Consider the following 17,268-nt stretch of genomic DNA (forward strand, 5'->3'; position numbering starts at 1 on the left):
GCGCACGTCAGGTCGTCTCCGTCCTGGCGTCCCCCACCCTGCGAGCGGGGGTGGTTCGAGGTCGACGTCCCGGCGGGCGAACGCTCGAAGTGGCTCACACTGATGGGGACGCGGGTCCTGCGGTGGTGGGACGGCGCGGCAACGGCCGGCTGACCTCGCGCGGTGCGAGGGGCGAGCGCTCTGGTGCGAGGTTCCCGATTCCGTGGCAGGCGGACGCGCTCGCACGGAGTACGGAACCTCGCACCACAACAGCGGCGGGGGCACCGGACCTCGCACGGTGCGAGGCTCGGCACGAGCGGGGCGGCCCTACGCCCGGCGCCGCACCCGCGGGTCGACGAACGCGTAGACCACGTCGACGATCACGTTCGCCGTGACGATCAGCAGCGCCGAGAACAGCGTGAACCCGACGACCACCTGCAGGTCGAGCGTGTGCACCGCGTCGATGAGCAGTGCGCCGAGGCCCTGCATCGAGAACACCTTCTCGGTGATGACCGCACCGCCGAGCAGCGACCCGAGGTCGAGCCCGAACAGCGTCACCACGGGCAGGATCGCCGTCCGGAGCCCGTGCCGCACGACGACCTGGCGCTCCCGTAGCCCCTTTGCCCGGGCGGTCCGGACGAAGTCCTGCGACATCGACTCGAGCATCTCGCCACGGGTCAACCGGGCGTAGATCGCGGCGCTGATGAAGGCGAGCACGCACCACGGCAGGATCAGGTGCGTGAACCAGCCGACGGGGTCGTCGCTGAAGGCCACGTACCCGCTCGTCGGCAGGATCCCGAGCACGAACCCGAACAGCAGGATGCCGAGCAGCCCGACCAGGTACGCCGGTGACGAGACACCGGCGACCGCGACCGTCATCACGGCGCGGTCGACGAAGGTGCCGCGACGCAACGCCGAGACGGTGCCGCCGAACACGCCGGCGACGAGCCACAGCACGGCGGCCCCCACTGCGATCGACGCGGTGACGGGCAGGCGCGCGAGGATCAGCTCGGTGACGCTCTCGTGCAGCTGGAACGAGTACCCGAAGCACGGTGCCGCGCACTCGATCACGCTGTTGCCGCTGCCGAAGGTCCGGCCCGTGAAGATGCCGGCCAGGTAGGCGCCGAACTGTGCGAGCCAGGGCTTGTCGGTGCCGAGGAACGCCTGGACCTCTCGCAGCCGGTCCGGCGTGCAGGGCTTGTCGCAGATCGCCCGTGCCGGGTTGGTCGGCAGGAGCATGAACAGCGCGTACGTGATGGCCGCGACGACGAGCAGCACGACGGCGGCGCCGAGCACGCGGATCGCCAGGAAGCGCAGGGTGGCGGCGTTCACGCGGTACCCCCTCGCGGGTCGAGGGCGTCGCGCAGGGCGTCACCGAGCACGTTGAAGGCGAGGGTGATGAGGAACAGTGCGGCTCCGGGGAACACGAGGTACATGGGATCGGTCTGCACCCAGCCGATGGCGTCGCCGATGCTGCGACCCCACGACGGCGTCGGCGGGTTGACGCCGACGGCGAGGAACGAGAGCGCGGCCTCGGCACCGATCATCGACGGGATCGAGATGGTGGCGTAGACGGTGATCGTCGCGGCGAGGTTCGGCAGCAGCTGCGTACGGATGACGTGCCACCGTCCTGCGCCCATCGCGGTGGAGGCGACGACGTAGTTGCGGCTGACGAGCGACAGCGTCTGCCCGCGCACGACACGGGCCACGGCCGGCCAGCCGAAGAACCCGATGACGAGCACGACGAGCACGGGCTTCGGGAACGACGACGGCACGATCGCGGTGAGGGCGATCATGAACACGAGCGACGGGAACCCGAAGATCACGTCGACGACCCGCGAGAGCACGCGGTCGTACCAGCCGCCGAAGAACCCGGTCGTGACGCCGACGAGCACGCCGATGACGATCGACACCAGGGTGGCCGCGAGTCCGATGCCGAGCGACGTCCGTGCACCGTACGTCACGATCGAGAACAGGTCGCGCCCGGTCAGGGGCTCGACACCGAACCAGTGCTCGCCGCTGATCCCGCCGCCCGGACCGCGCGGAGCGCCGAAGTCGTTCAGCGCGTCGATGTCGTACGAGTACGGGTCCTGCCCGGACGCCTTCGCGATGAGCGGGGCCGCCACGGCGACCACCAGGAACACCGCGATGACGACGGCCGAAGCCACCGCCCAGCGGTCCTGCCGGACGCGTCGCACCACGGCGCGGAAGCCGGTGGTCCGGCCGGACGGTGCGACCGGGCGGTCGACGACGTTGGCCGTCACGAGGCCACTCCTTCCCACGCGCGCCACGCCTCGCGGCGAGCGGCCTGACGCACGGGGTCGGCGACGGGCGCTGCGGCGAGGAGCATGCGCGTGTAGTCCTGGTGCGGGTCGTCGAGCACGGCGTCGGTGGTCCCCCGCTCGACGACCCGGCCGTCGCGCAGCACGATCACCTGGTCGGCGAGCTGGCGGACGACGGCGAGGTCGTGGCTGATGAGCAGCATGCCGAAGCCGAACTCCCGCTGCAGCCCGGCCAGCAGGTCGAGCACGGCGGCCTGCACCGTGACGTCGAGGGCCGACGTCGGTTCGTCGGCGATGACGAGTGCCGGCCGCAGCGCGAGCGCACGCGCGACGGCGACGCGCTGCCGCTGGCCGCCGGACAGCTGGTGCGGGAACCGCTCGGCCCACGTCGGGTCGAGCTGCACGGCGGTCATCAGCTCGCGGACCCGCTCGGCGCGGTCCGCAGCGGAGTCGGTGCCGTGCACGAGCAGCGGTTCCGCGATGCTCCAGCCGATGGTCTGCCGCGGGTTGAGCGACGACGCCGGGTCCTGGAACACGATGCCGACACGACTGCGCAGCTCGCGCAGTCGTCGTCCGCGAGCCGTCCGCAGGTCGCTACCGTCCACCTCGACCGACCCGGCGACGACGGGCACCAGGCCCGCGAGCGCGCGCCCGATCGTGGACTTGCCGGAACCGGATTCGCCCACCAGGCCGACGGTCTCGCCCGCGTGCAGGTCGAGGTCGATGCCGGACACGGTCGGTCCGCCCCGGCGCGAGTACCGAACGGCGACGTCGCGCAGGCGCGCGACGAGCGGCCTGGAGGCGCGACTCGCGTCGTCGACGTCGGCCGGGGCCGAGACGGTGCTCGCGTCTGCGGACAGATCGCGGCTTGCCGGAGCCGAGTCCGGTCCGGCAGGCCGAGTCTCGGTCGACGCGAGCGGCTCGTCGGACGCGGGGCGCGCCTCCAGGCTGGGGACGGCCGCGAGGAGCTCCCGCGTGTAGTCGGCGGTCGGGTGGGCGAAGACCTCGGCGACGGTGCCGTGCTCGACCGGGTCGCCGCGGCGCAGCACCAGCAGGTCATCCGCGACGTCCGCGACCACGCCCATGTCGTGGGTGATGAGCAGCACGGCGAGGGACCGCTCGCGGCCGAGGCGCCGGAGCAGGTCGAGGATGCCGGCCTGCACGGTGACGTCGAGCGCGGTCGTGGGCTCGTCGGCGAAGAGTGCGACCGGGTCGCCGGCCAGGGCCATCGCGATCATCGCGCGCTGGAGCTGGCCGCCGGACAGCTCGTGCGGGTAGGCCTTGCGGATGCGCTCCGGGTCGGTGAGGCCGGCGGCACGGAGCAGTTCGTCGACGCGCGCCCGGACCCCGGCGCGGTCGAGCCCGGTCGGGTGCGCCCGGACGGCCTCGGCGATCTGCGTGCCGATCGACAGGACCGGCGTGAACGAGTTCATCGGTTCCTGGAACACCACGCCGATGCCCGCACCCCGGACGGCGCGGATCGTCTCGACGGGGGCGCCGATGAGTTCCTCGCCGCGGAACCGGGCGCTGCCCGACACCGAGGCCTGTGGCGGCAGCAGCCCGAGCACGCTCATGGCGCTGACGGACTTGCCCGAGCCGGACTCGCCCACCAGGGCGAGGACCCGGCCGGGCGTCAGGTCGAAGGAGACGTCACGGACGACGGGCTCCGCGTCGCCGAACGCGACGCGGAGCCCCTCGACCTGCAGGATCGGTTCGGTCACTGCTGGAGCGAGACCTTGAGGTAGTTCGGGTACGCGGGGAAGTCAGCGATCTGGAAGTTCTGCACGTTCGAACCGGCGAGGAAGGACTGCTTCGCGTAGATGAGCGGCACGACCGGGGCGTCGGCCATGATCTTCTGGTCCGCCTGGGCCCAGAGCTTCTGCGCGTCGTCCTGGTCGACCGTGGAGCTGGCCTTCGCGATCAGGGCGTCCACCTCGGGGTTGCTGTACTTCGAGACGTTGTAGCCGCCGCCACCGATCTGCGACGAGTCGTACAGGGGCTGCAGGTTGGCGTTCGCGCTCGGGAAGTCCGGCTGCCAGCTCGACAGCGACAGGTCGAAGTCGGTGCCGTTGGTGGTCGCCTGCGTGAAGGAGTCGTAGTCGAGCGGCTTGAGCGTCACGGCGATGCCCGCACGCTTCAGGCCGGACTGCAGCGCCTGGGCCTGGGCGAGGTAGGTCGGGTCGTTCTGGGTGACCAGGGTCAGCTTCAGGTTGCTGACGCCGGCCTCCTCGAGCAGCTGCTTCGCCTTGTCGACGTCGCCGGTGGCCTTGGTCTCGTACAGGTCGTAGTCCTGGCGCCCGGCGATGCCCGGGGTGATGAGCGTCGAGGCGTACGAACCGGCGATCGCCCCACCGGCGGCGATCCGGAAGGACTTGCGGTCGACCGCGTACTGCAGCGCCTGGCGGACCTTGAGGTCCTTGAGCGCACCGCGCTGCGTGTTGATCGCCATGTAGCTGATCGGGCCGGCCTTCGACGTGGCGAGGCGGTCCTGGGCTGCCGGGTTGCTGCGGACCTGGTTGAGCTCGGCGGCACCCAGGTAGATGGCGCCGAACGAGTTCTTGGCGTCGCCGTTGTCCGCGATCAGCGTCTGCGTCACCGTGGACTGGTCCTGGCTCTCCTTGAAGACGATCTTCGACGGGCCCGCGGTGCGGACCTCGTCGGTCTTCGCGCTCCAGTTCTCGTTGCGGACGAGCGTGACCTGCGAACCCTGCGTGTTCGACTGCACCTGGTACGGACCGGACGCGACCGGCTTCAGGTCGTAGGCGCCGGTGTCCTTGCCGTCACCCTCGGGCACCGGGGTGAATGCCGGCATCGACGCGAGCCACGGCCAGTCGCCGTACGCGTCGTTCAGCTTGAAGACGATGGTCTTGTCGTTCGGGGTCTCGATGCTGTCGAGCGACTTGCCGTCGAACGGACCCTTGTAGTCGGCACCGCCCACCAGGAGCGACTTGTGGTAGCTCAGGCCACCGCTCAGGGTCGGCGCGAACGATCGCTCGATGCCCCACTTGATGTCCTTCGTGGTGATCGGCGTGCCGTCCTGGAACTCGACGCCGTCCTTCAGCGTGTAGGTCCAGGTCTTGCCGTCGTCGCTCGAGACCCCGGTGTTGGTCGCCAGGTCGGGGACGACCTTCGCCGTCTTGCCCGGCTCGACGTCCCACGTGGTGAGCCGTCGGGCCACGAGGCCCAGCGACGTGATGCCGAGGCTCTGGCTGGTCGCGGGGTCGAGGTGGAACGAGGTCTGCGGCGTCAGGATGTTGAGCGTGCCGCCCTTGGCCGTGCCCTCGGCACCGTCGTCGGACGAACCCCCACCCGAGCAGCCGGTCAGGACCAGGGCTGCTGCTGCGGCGACGGCCGCGGTGATCGTCAGGCGGTTGGGGCGTCTCATGACGGTGCTGCTCCTCGGGGAAGGGGGTCGCGACCGCGGTGGCGGTCGCTGCGACGGCGGAACGGTCCACCTGCCGGGCGGCGTCCATCCTGACACCGCGACGGTGGCCCGTCCGAATCTCGCGTACGTCGGACGACGCACGACGAAACATTGCAAGCGCCTGACGTCGACCCGCTATTCCCGATGCGTTCGCACAGCAGTGCGTCAGCGGTCGAAGAGCCCGCCGAGGAAGTCGTTGCCGAGGTTCGACGCCTGCTCGCCGAGACCGGACGCCTGCTCCCCCAGGCCCGCGGCCTGCTCGCCGAACCCGCCGAGGAGCTGCTCGCCCTCGCCGAGCACTCCCTCGACGCCACCGCCCAGGTCACCGAGCCCGAGGTCGCCGATGCCCGAGGCGATCCCCTCGAAGTCGACGCCGAGGTCGGCGGCCCCTGCCAGCACCGGCCCTGCGGCGGCACTCAGCACCGCTCCCCCAGCCACCGCGGCGGCGAGGCCACCGAACGCCATCGCGCCGGCGCCGACCGCCGCACCACCGGCGAAGGCCCCGGCGCGGCTGCGGCCGTTGCCGTTACCGTTGCCGTTGCGGTTGCGGTTGCGGTTGCCGTTGCCGTTGCCGTTGCCGTTGCCGTTGCCGTTGCCGTTGCCGCCGGAACCGCCGAGGACCCGTCGGACCAGACCCGGTCGCGAAATCTCCCCGCGGGTCATCGCACGGGCCATGCCGCCCGCCGAGTCGTCGCGCAGGTGCTCATGGGGCGGGAGCTCGGAGTTCAGGCGGTCGCGGACCTGCTGGCGCTGCGCGGGGGTGAGCCGCGCGAAGGCGTCGTGGTGGACCTGCTCGAGCTGCTCCGGCGACGAGGTGCGGAGCAGGTAGTCGTACTTCGCCAGGGCGACCTTGTCGGCGTCGGCCCCGTGCTGCGGCGTGCGAGCGTGCTGCTGCGGCTGCTGGCCGTACTGCTGTGGCTGGCCGTACTGCTGTGGCTGGCCGTACTGCTGCGGCTGGCCGTACTGCTGTGGCTGGCCGTACTGCTGCGCCTGCTGCTGGTTCCGGTCGTCGCCGGTCAGCTTGTCCGCAGCGCTGCGCACGATGCCGCGCCAGTCGGTTCCGCCCTGCTGCGGTCCGGCGCCCGGCGCGGTTCCCCCCTGCCCACGCTTCTGGAGCTGCTTGTCGATGACCTTGGAGGCCATGCCGATGATGCGGTTGAGGTTCGCCATGCCCCGACCTTTGCGTCCTCACATGTGAACGCCCGGCGCTGCTCCGGTGCGACACCCGGACAACGCATCCCGATCCCCTGGGAACCGGCGCGGCTCAGGACAGGATGCGCGCGAGGAACGCGTTGCGGAACCGCCCCGTGGGGTCGAGGTCACGGGCGAGTGCGGCGAAGTCGGACAGCCGCGGGTACGCCTCGTGCAACCGCTCGGCACTCGCGGCGGACACCTTGCCCCAGTGCGGCCTCGGGTCGAACGGTGCGAGCACCTCCTCGATCCGCTCGACGGCGGTGGCCACCGCGGCGGCGTCCCGGCGGAACGTGAAGTGCAGGCCGACCGACTGCCGGCCGGCCGAGGGTGCGAGCCAGGCGGTGTCGGCCGCGATGGTGCGGACCTCGGCGGCGATGAGGATCGGGGCGAACAGCGACGCCAGCGGCCGGAGCGCCTCGAGCGCCTCCACCGCCGAGGCTGCGGGGATCAGGTACTCCGCCTGGATCTCGGCCCCGGTCGACGGGGTGAACGAGGACCGGAAGTGCGGCAGCCGCTCGGACCAGGGCCCCGGCACGCCGCCCTGCTCGGTGACTCCGGCCGGGTCGTTGTCGCCCGGGTGCACCGGTCCCGAGGCGACCCGGGCACCGAGGGCGACGAGGTCGACGGTCGGTGCGGCCTCGTCGACGCGGTGCTTGACCCAGACCTGCCGGGCACCGCGGTCGTCGAAGGAGGTGAACATCGACACCGAGTACGCATCGGACATCACCTGGTCGAACTGCGCGGCAACCGCGTCCCACGGCAGGTCGAGGTGCACCGTCGTGGCGACCTGGAACGTCGGCTCGACCGCGAGCTCCACCGCGGTGACGACGCCGAGCGCGCCGATCCCCACCCGGTGGGCGTCGAGCAGCCCGTCGGGCGACGAGGCGTCGACGTGCGCGAGCTCCCCGGAGGCGCGGACGACGTCGAGGCCGACCACCGCCTGCGCGAGCGACGGGTTCCGCACGCCGGAGCCGTGCGTGCCCGTGGCGACGGCCCCGGCCGTGGAGATGTGCGGCAGGGACGCGAGGTTCCCGAGCGCCCAGCCACGGGCCTCCAGACCGGCCGCGACCTGGCTGTGCGTCATGCCGGCGGCGACGCGCACGACGCGACGCGACGTGTCGATGTCGAGCACGGGCGGCAGGTCCGACAGCGACACCTGGACGGCGTCGGTGTCGGCGATGGTGTTGAACGAGTGTCGCGAGCCGAGCGCCGTCAGGCGCGGCGTCGATGCGACGAGCTGCTGGAGCTCGTCCATCGACGTCGGCCGGGCCAGCGCCGAGGCACGGTAGGTGACGTTGCCCGCCCAGTTGGTGCGGGTGCGCTCGGCCGCGATCACGTCGTCCATCGTGGGTCCTGACTCCTCTAGAAGCCGCGGTCGAGACGGTGCCACGTCTGCTGGAGACGCAGCTCGTCGCGGAACCCGCGGGCGGTGGTGTGCTCGTCGATGACCAGGAACTCGGTGCCGACCATGGTCGCGAAGTCCTCGACGACCTGCAGGCCGACCGCCGTCGTCATCACGGTGTGGTGCGCGGCACCGGCGGTGAGCCAGGCCTCGGCGGCGACGGGGAACGACGGCCGGGGCTCCCAGACCGCGCGGCCCACGGGCAGCTTCGGCAGGGCCTCGGTCGGGGGCACGACGTCGACGACGTTCGCGGTGAGGCGGAAGCCGTCGCGGGTGTCGGACAGCGCGACGACGACGGCCTCGCCGGAGTCGGCGGTGAAGACCAGGCGCACCGGGTCGTCCTTGCCACCGATGCCGAGCGGGTGGATCTCGAGCGTCGGCTTCGTGGTGGTGAGCGTCGGCGAGACCTCGAGCATGTGCGCCCCGAGGATCTTCTCGGCGCCCGGGGTGAGGTCGTAGGTGTAGTCCTCCATCAGGGAGGCACCACCGGGCAGGCCGGCACCGGCGACGTTCATCGCGCGGACCAGGACCGCCGTCTTCCAGTCACCCTCGGCACCGAAGCCGTAGCCGTCGGCCATCAGGCGCTGCACCGCCAGGCCCGGCAGCTGCTTGAGCGAGCCGAGGTCCTCGAAGTTCGTGGTGAACGCGGCGCTGCCGTTCTGCGCGAGCAGGGTGCGGAGGCCGATCTCGATGGCGGCACCGTCGCGGAGCGCGGCGTGCCGTTCGCCGGCGCTGCGGAGTGACGGGTCCACGTCGTAGTCGCGTTCGTACGTCGCCACGAGCGCGTCGACCGCTGCCGTGTCCGCTGCTGCGGCGTCCACCGCTGCCGCGAGCTCGTTGACGGCCCACGTGTTGACCTGCACGCCGAGCTCGATCTCGGCCTCGGTCTTGTCGCCCTCGGTGACGGCGACGTAGCGCATGTTGTCGCCGAAGCGGGTCAGCTTCAGCTCGCGGACGGCCGCGGCGCCGGCGGCGGCACGGGTCCAGTTCGCGACGCGCTGCTGGACGCGGGGGTCCGAGACATGGCCGACGGCCGTGGCGTGCCGGACGCCGAGGCGAGCGAGGGCGTAGCCGAACTCCCGGTCGCCGTGCGCGGCCTGGTTGAGGTTCATGAAGTCGAAGTCGATGTCCGCCCAGGGCAGCGTGACGTTCGCCTGCGTGTGCAGGTGCAGCAGCGGCTTGGTCAGCGCCTGCAGGCCGCCGATCCACATCTTGGCCGGGCTGAACGTGTGCATCCACGTCGTGACGCCGATGACCTTGTCGTCGGCGCTCGCCTCGATGAGGGCCCGGCGGATGCCGTCGGCGTCCTTGAGCACGGGCTTCCAGACCAGCTTGACCGGCAGGTACCCCGCGAGTTCCGCGTGGACGGCCTTGCTCTGCTCCTCGACCTGGCGCAGGGTCTCCTCGCCGTACAGACCCTGGGAGCCGGTGAGGAACCAGACCTCGTAGCTGTCGAGCGTGGCCTGGGGGTCGACGGTGGTGTCCTGCGTCATCGCATGGCTCCTTCGGGGTTCTGTCCGTAGACGTTCTGGTAGCGATCGAAGAGTCGATCGATGTTCTCCGGGGCGATCGGGACGAGCTCGCCGCCCTGCTTCGCGATGTGCACCGTGCGGGCGACGTCCTCGCACATCACGGCCGCCTTGACGGCGTCCTTCGCGTCCTTGCCGATCGTGAAGACGCCGTGGTTCTGCATCAGCACGGCACGGCTGCGGTGCCCGCTCAGGGTGTCGACGATGCCGTGGCCGATCGAGTCGTCGCCGATGATCGCGAACGGGCCGACCGGGATGGGTCCGCCGAACTCGTCCGCCATCGCCGTGATCACGCACGGGATCGCCTCGGCCCGGGCGGCCCAGGCCGTCGCGTAGGTCGAGTGGGTGTGCACGACGCCGCCGACCTCGGGCATGTTCCGGTACACGTAGGCGTGCGCGGCGGTGTCGCTGGACGGGCCGTGCTCGTTGCCCCAGCCCTCGGCCGGCACACCGTCGAGGGTGCAGACGACCTGGTTCTCCGGCGTCAGGTCGTCGCTCGACACTCCGCTCGGCTTGATGACGAACAGGTCCGTGCCGGGCACGCGCTCGGAGACGTTGCCGCCGGTCCAGATCACCAGGCCGTAGCGGACGAGTTCGCCGTGCAGGCGGGCGACGCGCTCCCGCGTCGCGGCGACGGCCTGTCGCGTGGTCTCGTCGATCGCGTCCGTCATCGGGTCACTTCCTCTGTCTGGAGGCGCGGGTCGGCGCCGTCGGTCTCTCCGGTCGGTCCTGTGGCCGCGCTGGGGCGGGTCGCCGCCGCGGCGACGTCCTGCACGGGCAGTGCGGACCGGTAGCGGTCCAGGTACGTCTGGAACCCGGCGACGTCCGCCGGCTCGGGTTCGGCCACGTGCACGGCGTCCCCGCCGAACACGGTGTCGGACAGGTAGTCGGCGAGCTGCTGGTCGGTGTGCTCGAGGTAGGCCGCCAGTACCGCGATCCCCCACGCGCCGCCCTCGCCCGCGGTCTCCTCGAGCGCGATCGGTACCCGCAGGGCCGCCGCGAGGAGCCGCTGCGGGGCACCCGGCGTGCGGAAGAGCCCACCGTGCGCGGTCATCCGGTCGACCTGCACCTGTTCGCCGTGCAGGACGTCCATGCCGATGGCCAGGGTCGCGAAGGCCCCGTGCACCTCGGAGCGCACCAGGTTGCCGAGCGTGAAGCGTGCACCGGGGGCGCGGAGCAGCAGCGGCCGGCCGTCCTCGACGTGGGTGACGGGTTCGCCGGCCAGGTAGTTGAAGGAGAGCAGACCGCCGGCGTCCGGGTCGGTGTCGTCGGCGACGGCCTCGGCGAGCAGCGTTGCGTAGACGTCGTCGGTGCCGATCGGGGTCGCACCGGTCCGCTCGCTCGAGGCCTCGGCGAAGCGTCCGAACACCCGGGCCCAGCTCGCGATCTCGCTCGCGCCGTTGTTGCAGTGCACCATCGCCACGGCGTCGCCGGCCGGGGTGGTGACGACGTCGAGTTCCTCGTGCGCGGTGGTCAGCGGCTGCTCGAGCACGACCATCGCGAAGATGCTGGTGCCGACGCTCACGTTGCCGGTGCGCGGGGCGACGGCGTTCGTCGCGACCATGCCGGTGCCGGCGTCGCCCTCGGGCGGGCAGAGCGGTGCACCGGGTTCGAGCGTGCCGGTCGGGTCGAGCCAGGCCGCGCCCTCGGGGGTCAGCTCGCCGGCTTCGGCACCGGCGACGAGGACCTCGGGCAGCAGGGACCGCAGGTCCGGCAGGCCGATCAGGTCCTGGGCGGTGGCGAGCATGGCGTGGTCGAAGTCCTTGGTGCCCGGGTCGCCGGGGCCGCTGTCGACGGGGCCGCCCTCGATCGGGAACATGCCGCTCGCGTCGCCGACGCCCAGCACGTTCCGGCCGGTCAGGCGGCGGTGCACGTAGCCGGCCAGGGTCGTGACGCCGGCGATCGACGGCACGTGCGGCTCGTCGTCGAGGACCGCCTGGTACAGGTGCGCGATCGACCAGCGCAGCGGGATGTTGAACCCGAGGGCCTCGCTGAGCCGTTCGGCCGCGGGGCCGGTGGAGGTGTTGCGCCAGGTGCGGAACGGCACGAGCAGCTCGCCCTCGGCGTCGAACGCCAGGTAGCCGTGCATCATCGCGCTCACGCCGACCGCGCGGTAGCTGCTCGGGGCGACGCCGTACTGCGCCTCGACGTCGGCCACCAGGGCTGCGTACGCGGCGCGCAGTCCGGTCTCGACGGCATCGAGCGAGTAGGTCCAGCGCCCGTCGACGTACTCGTTCTCCCACTCGTGGGAACCCGCCGCGATGGGCACGAGGTCCTCGTCCACCAGGCAGGCCTTGATGCGGGTGGAGCCGAGCTCGATCCCGAGTGTGGTGCGGCCGTCCACGATCCGCTGTCGGCGGTCGTCGCCCATGCGTTCCTCCAGAACCTCGTCGTCCTCAGTGAGCGCTCACATCCTGGCACGTGAGCGCTCACTCGTGCAACGCTGCGGCGCGCCGCCCGTCCTGCCCGCCCGTCCCGCCCGTCCCACTCGTCCGCCCGGCTCCCCCAGCGGTCGGAACACCCCGCTCAGCTGCCCCGACCGGTCACGGACCGTCGTCCGGCGCATCCACAGCCGACCGTTCCTGACCACTCGACGTCGCACGCACGACGGGTCGTGACCGAGTGACGCACGAGGGCGACGACGACGTGCGACCACCGCAGCCTCGCACCCGCGCGAGCCCCGACCACTCGCCACCCCACATCCGCGCGGGTCCTGACCAGCGGCCCGCCGAACCCGCGACACCCCGAGCGGCAGTGCCCGGGAAGGTCACGACACCCCGCTGCCTCCTCACCGCGGGGTCACGAACTGTCGGCTGGAGGCGCGCCGAACGACGACTCGTGACCACTCGACCACGGCGGACGGGGTGTCGTGACCGCCCTACGCGCCGACGGTGCTCTCGCGGATGACGAGCGACGGGGTCACGGCCGCCGACGACGCCGTCCCGCCGTCGATCAGGGCGAGGAGCGCCTGCCCCGCGACGCGTCCGAGCTCCTCGAGCCGCAGGTCCACGGTGGTCAGCGGCGGCCTCGAGGCGAGCGCCATCACGTCCCAGTCGTCGAACCCGGTGACCGCGACGTCGCCGGGCACCGAACGCCCGAGCTCCCGCAGCCGGTCGCACACGCCCCGGGCGATCTGGTCGCTGCCGCAGACGATCGCGTCGACGTCGGGCGACTCCCGAGCCAGCACGTCCACGGCCTGCCGCCCCCAGCGCTCCGACCACTCGCCGTACAGCGGGTCGGTGACCAGGTGCGACCCGAGGACCGACGAGGCACCAGCCACCCGTCGCGCCGCGGACCGGTGTCGGGCCGGCCCCGTCACGATCGCGACCCGCTGCCGCCCGAGCGAGCGCACGTGCGAGGCGACGAGTGCCGACCCGGCGGCGTCGTCGAGGGTGATCGACACATCGGCGTCGTCGGTCGAGGGCGTGAAGGCGTAGACGACGGGGATGGACACGTCGATCGGGGGCCGGGCGTCGGCGGATCGGCCGGTGACGATGATGCCGTCGACGCCGCGGGCCGCCAGGGAGCGCAGGTAGTGGGCCTCGCGCACGTGGTCGTCGCGGGTGTCGCACAGCAGGACGGCCATCCGTCCCGCGGACAGGGCGTCCTCGGCGCCGAGCAGCACCGGGATCGAGAACCGGCCGAACGAGTCGGTGGTGATCATGCCGACGGTGTAGGTCCGGCCCGACGACAGCGCGCGGGCTCGGGCATCGCCGACGAACCCGAGCTTCTCGGCGGCGTCCTTCACGCGCAGCCGGGTGGCGTCCCGCAGCTGCCCGGTGCCGTTCAGCGCCTTCGACGCGGTGCCGATCGACACCCCGGCGAGCGCCGCCACGTCGGTGATCCGGATCGGTTGTCCGGTTCGTTCGAGCGTCACGGCAACCACCTTTCCGATGATCAGTGTGTGCCGATGACCTTACACAAAACCGCGGCGAGGCCCTTGCGCGATGTCCACCCCGTGTCGTAACGTCCCCCGCAGAAACCGTTTTCCGGATGGCCGAACCCATCCGAACGGTGCCAGTCACATCGCAAGGAGGCGACATGACCACCACGCTCGCGACCGATCGCGGCGCGCACACCGCGACCCCGGTCCTCCCGACCGCCGACGCGCACCTCACGCTCCGGCCGCTGCCGACCGGCGACGCCCGGATCACCGGCGGCTTCTGGGCGCTCCGCCAGGAGCGCAACGGCCGCGACGCCGTCCGCAGCGGCTACCAGCAGCTGGAGACGGCCGGCAACTTCCGCAACCTCCGCATCGCCGCCGGACTCGAGGAGGGCGAGGCCGTCGGCCCGATCTTCATGGACTCCGATGTGACGAAGTGGCTCGAAGCCGTGGCGTGGGAGTACGGCCGCGCCCCCGCCGAGGACCTGCTCGACCTGCAGCGCGAGGTCACCGCCCTGTACGCGCAGGCGCAGGCGGACGACGGGTACCTGGACTCCGTGCAGCAGGTCCGCGGCGAGGGCGAGCGGTACACGGACCTCAAGTGGAGCCACGAGATGTACTGCGCCGGGCACCTTTACCAGGCGGCCGTGGCCCAGCACCGTGCGACGGGCGACACCGGGCTGCTCGACGTCGCGATCAAGAACGCCGACCACCTGGTGCGCACGTTCGGCCCGGGCGACGACCACGTCCAGGACGTCGACGGCCACCCCGTCGTCGAGATGGGGCTCGTCGAGCTGTACCGCGAGACCGGCAACCGTGACTACCTCGACCTGGCGCACTGGTTCGTCGACGCCCGCGGGCACGGCATCATCGAACGCGCCGGCGGCGAACCGACGTACTTCTCCGACCGGGTGCCGAGCCGGCAGGCCACGACCGTCGAGGGCCACGCCGTCCGAGCCGTGTACCTGGCCGCGGGTGCCGTGGACGTCGCGATCGAGACCGGTGACGCCGAGCTCCTGGCCGCGAGCGAGACGCAGTTCGCGGACATGATGGCGACGAAGGCCTTCATCACCGGCGGCCTCGGGGCCCGGTGGGACTGGGAGGCGTTCGGCGACCCGTACGAGCTGCCGACCGACCGCGGCTACGCCGAGACCTGTGCGGCCATCGGCGGGGTGCAGTGGGCCTGGCGCCTGCTGCTCGCCACCGGCAAGCCGGTCTACGCCGACGCGATCGAGCGCCTGCTCTACAACGCGTTCCTCGCGGGCGTCAGCCTGGCCGGCACCGAGTACTTCTACGTCAACCCGCTGCAGCAGCGTGACCACGCGCACCAGGACGAGAACCGCTCGCCCGCGCACGGCCGCCGCGGCTGGTTCGACTGCGCCTGCTGCCCGCCGAACATCATGCGGACGTTCGCGAGCCTCGACGGGTACCTGGCCACCGCGACCGACGGCGGGCTGCAGGTCCACCAGTACGCCACCGCCGACCTCGGCCCGGTACGGGTCGAGACCGACTACCCGCACGACGGCCGCGTCCGCGTGACGGTCACCGAGGACGGCCCGCTCGCCCTGGGTCTGCGGATCCCGGCCTGGTCGGACACCACGACCGTCACGGGTCCGGACGGGTCCGCGAACCCTGCGGCGGGCACGCTGCACGTCGTCGACCGCGAGTGGTCGGCGGGCGACACGGTCGAGCTCCTCTTCGACACGACGCCGCACCGCTACGTCGCCGACGCCCGCATCGACGCCGCCCGTGGGCAGGTCGCGATCGAGCGCGGCCCGCTCGTGTACGCGGTCGAGCAGGCGGACCAGCAGGGCTTCACGGTCGACGACCTGACGGTCGACGCGGACGCGCCGATCACCGAGGAGCGCCGCGACGACCTGCTCGACGGCGTCGTCACGCTGCGGATCCCGGGGCACGCCCCGGCCGAGCACGTGCAGCCGGCCTGGCCGTACCGGCGGCTGGACGGTCCGGGAGGCGCGAACACGGCCCGCGACGCGACCAGCGTCGACGACGTGGCTGGTCCGCAGGGCGCCACCACGGGCCTCCAGGCCGGTCGCGACGTCACCGCGACCGCGGTCCCGTACTACGCGTGGGCCAACCGGGGAGCCGCGCCGATGCGCGTCTGGCTCCCGCTGGCGCGGTGACCGGCGTGGACCGCCGTGCGTTCCTCGTCGGCGGCGTCGCCGGCGGAGCCGCCCTCGCCCTGGCCGGGTGCTCCGGCACCCTGCCGAAGGTCGTCGCGAAGCCCGCGAGCTTCGGGAAGGACGCGACCGGCACCGTGCAGGTGTGGTGCCGGTCGGCGACCCAGGCCGGCCTGACGTCCGCTGTCGCCGGGTTCAACAAGGCGAACCCGGAGCTGCAGGTCCAGCTGACGCCCGTGCCGGACGCGCAGTACGTGACCAAGCTGGCGACCGCGATCCGTGGGGGTGAGCCGCCGGACGTCGTCGACATCGACGACATCAACTCGCAGCTGTTCATCTTCCGAGAGGCGTTCGCGGACCTCACCGACGTCGTGCAGGGACTCGACTACTTCGACGCGATCTCACCCGGCCACCTGCGGCTGCTCGAGTACCGCGACCGGTACTACGGCCTGCCCTACCTGGCCGACAACTCGCAGCTGTTCGTGAACACCGAGCTGTTCGAGCGCGCGGGCCTCGACGTCGAGGAGTCGACGAAGGACCTGTCCACGCTGCTCGACGCGGCGAAGGCCATCCGCAAGCTCGACGACGACGTGTACGGCTGGTCGATCTCCGGCAACGCCGCCGGCATCATCGGCTTCGTCACGCAGCCGCACGTCTGGGCGACCGGAGTCGACATGATGACCGGCGAGGTGGGATCCCAGCGGGCGAACATCACCGGCAACGAGGCCCTCGAACGCATGCTCGAGTTCTACCGGCAGCTGTGGAAGGACGGCGTGCTGTCGAAGGCGACGTACTCCGACGCGGGCACCACGTGGGGCGCCGACTTCCGAGCCGGCAAGGTGGGGATCTTCCCGACCTCGTACGGAGCGACCGTGCCCGCGGCCACCAAGGCGATGCGGGCGAAGATGCAGACGGTGCTCATCCCGTCGTGGGACGGCCAGCGGTCGTTCTTCGACGGCGGCGACAACATGTGCATCCCGAACGGAGCAGCGAACCCGTCCGGCGGATGGGCGTTCATGCAGTACGCGAACGGCCTCCAGCAGCAGCAGGCGCTGCCGGACGGCGGGTACTTCCCGACGCGGTCCGACGCCGCCACCCCGGAGTACCGCAAGCGGTTCCCGCTGGCGTACGGGCCCCTCGACGCGATCGAGAAGGGCTACGCACCGCAGACTCTGGCGTACAACCTGCTCAACAACCAGCCGTCGTCGCCGTACTTCACGATGTTCCGCCAGGCCGTGTTCGGGTCGGGGAGCGCTGCCGCCATGCGGACGGCGCAGTCCGACTACCAGCGGATCCTCGACCAGGTGCAGGCCTGAGCCGGCCTGCTCCGCTCGTCTGTCGCCCGTCTCGGGCTCTGACTCGTCCCGCTCGTCTCGCTCGTCTCGCTCGTCTCGCTCGTCTCGCTCGTCTCGCTCGTCTCGCTCTTGTTGATGC

At 71.8% G+C, this 17,268-nt stretch carries 12 protein-coding genes; 2 read left to right on the forward strand and 10 right to left on the reverse strand.

Annotation, left to right across the window (positions count from 1 at the left end; all coding sequences use genetic code 11):
* Window positions 1–306: 306 nt before the first annotated feature.
* The 10 genes from H7A73_RS03800 to H7A73_RS03845 form a co-directional block, all read right to left on the reverse strand.
* Window positions 307–1,311 (reverse strand): ABC transporter permease, encoded by a 1,005-nt coding sequence (locus H7A73_RS03800; RefSeq protein ID WP_111047198.1) that lies wholly within the window; start codon window positions 1,309–1,311, stop codon window positions 307–309.
* Window positions 1,308–2,243, reverse strand: a complete 936-nt coding sequence (locus H7A73_RS03805) for an ABC transporter permease (protein WP_182064750.1) — start codon at window positions 2,241–2,243, stop codon at window positions 1,308–1,310. The genes H7A73_RS03800 and H7A73_RS03805 overlap by 4 nt, the downstream gene beginning before the upstream one ends.
* Window positions 2,240–3,982 carry a dipeptide ABC transporter ATP-binding protein gene (locus H7A73_RS03810; RefSeq protein ID WP_182064751.1) on the reverse strand — a complete coding sequence of 581 codons (1,743 nt, stop codon included), beginning with the start codon at window positions 3,980–3,982 and terminating at the stop codon, window positions 2,240–2,242. The genes H7A73_RS03805 and H7A73_RS03810 overlap by 4 nt, the downstream gene beginning before the upstream one ends.
* Complete coding sequence (locus tag H7A73_RS03815) at window positions 3,979–5,646, reverse strand: ABC transporter substrate-binding protein (RefSeq protein WP_182064752.1); 1,668 nt, start codon at window positions 5,644–5,646, stop codon at window positions 3,979–3,981. The genes H7A73_RS03810 and H7A73_RS03815 overlap by 4 nt, the downstream gene beginning before the upstream one ends.
* A gap of 204 nt (window positions 5,647–5,850) precedes the next feature.
* Window positions 5,851–6,855: a hypothetical protein gene (locus H7A73_RS03820; protein WP_259362684.1), complete on the reverse strand. Its 1,005-nt coding sequence runs from the start codon at window positions 6,853–6,855 to the stop codon at window positions 5,851–5,853.
* 94 nt (window positions 6,856–6,949) lie between these two features.
* Window positions 6,950–8,224 (reverse strand): D-arabinono-1,4-lactone oxidase, encoded by a 1,275-nt coding sequence (locus H7A73_RS03825; RefSeq protein WP_182064753.1) that lies wholly within the window; start codon window positions 8,222–8,224, stop codon window positions 6,950–6,952.
* A gap of 17 nt (window positions 8,225–8,241) precedes the next feature.
* Window positions 8,242–9,774: an L-arabinose isomerase gene (gene araA, locus H7A73_RS03830; protein ID WP_182064754.1), complete on the reverse strand. Its 1,533-nt coding sequence runs from the start codon at window positions 9,772–9,774 to the stop codon at window positions 8,242–8,244.
* Window positions 9,771–10,481 carry an L-ribulose-5-phosphate 4-epimerase gene (locus H7A73_RS03835; RefSeq protein WP_182064755.1) on the reverse strand — a complete coding sequence of 237 codons (711 nt, stop codon included), beginning with the start codon at window positions 10,479–10,481 and terminating at the stop codon, window positions 9,771–9,773. The genes araA and H7A73_RS03835 overlap by 4 nt, the downstream gene beginning before the upstream one ends.
* Window positions 10,478–12,181: a xylulokinase gene (locus H7A73_RS03840; RefSeq protein WP_182064756.1), complete on the reverse strand. Its 1,704-nt coding sequence runs from the start codon at window positions 12,179–12,181 to the stop codon at window positions 10,478–10,480. Before H7A73_RS03840 ends, H7A73_RS03835 begins: the two co-directional genes overlap by 4 nt.
* Window positions 12,182–12,688: 507 nt before the next feature.
* On the reverse strand, window positions 12,689–13,687 hold the full coding sequence (locus tag H7A73_RS03845) for a LacI family DNA-binding transcriptional regulator (RefSeq protein ID WP_182064757.1): 999 nt from the start codon (window positions 13,685–13,687) through the stop codon (window positions 12,689–12,691).
* A 164-nt stretch (window positions 13,688–13,851) separates the two neighbouring features.
* On the opposite strand from H7A73_RS03845, the gene H7A73_RS03850 reads away from it, so the two are divergent.
* Entirely contained in the window at window positions 13,852–15,837 is a 1,986-nt protein-coding gene (locus H7A73_RS03850; RefSeq protein ID WP_182064758.1) for a glycoside hydrolase family 127 protein, read from the forward strand.
* Window positions 15,834–17,150: an ABC transporter substrate-binding protein gene (locus tag H7A73_RS03855; protein WP_259362687.1), complete on the forward strand. Its 1,317-nt coding sequence runs from the start codon at window positions 15,834–15,836 to the stop codon at window positions 17,148–17,150. Before H7A73_RS03850 ends, H7A73_RS03855 begins: the two co-directional genes overlap by 4 nt.
* The last annotated feature ends 118 nt before the right edge of the window (window positions 17,151–17,268 follow it).

Source organism: Curtobacterium sp. ME12 (assembly GCF_903970855.1).
Taxonomy (GTDB): domain Bacteria; phylum Actinomycetota; class Actinomycetes; order Actinomycetales; family Microbacteriaceae; genus Curtobacterium; species Curtobacterium poinsettiae_A.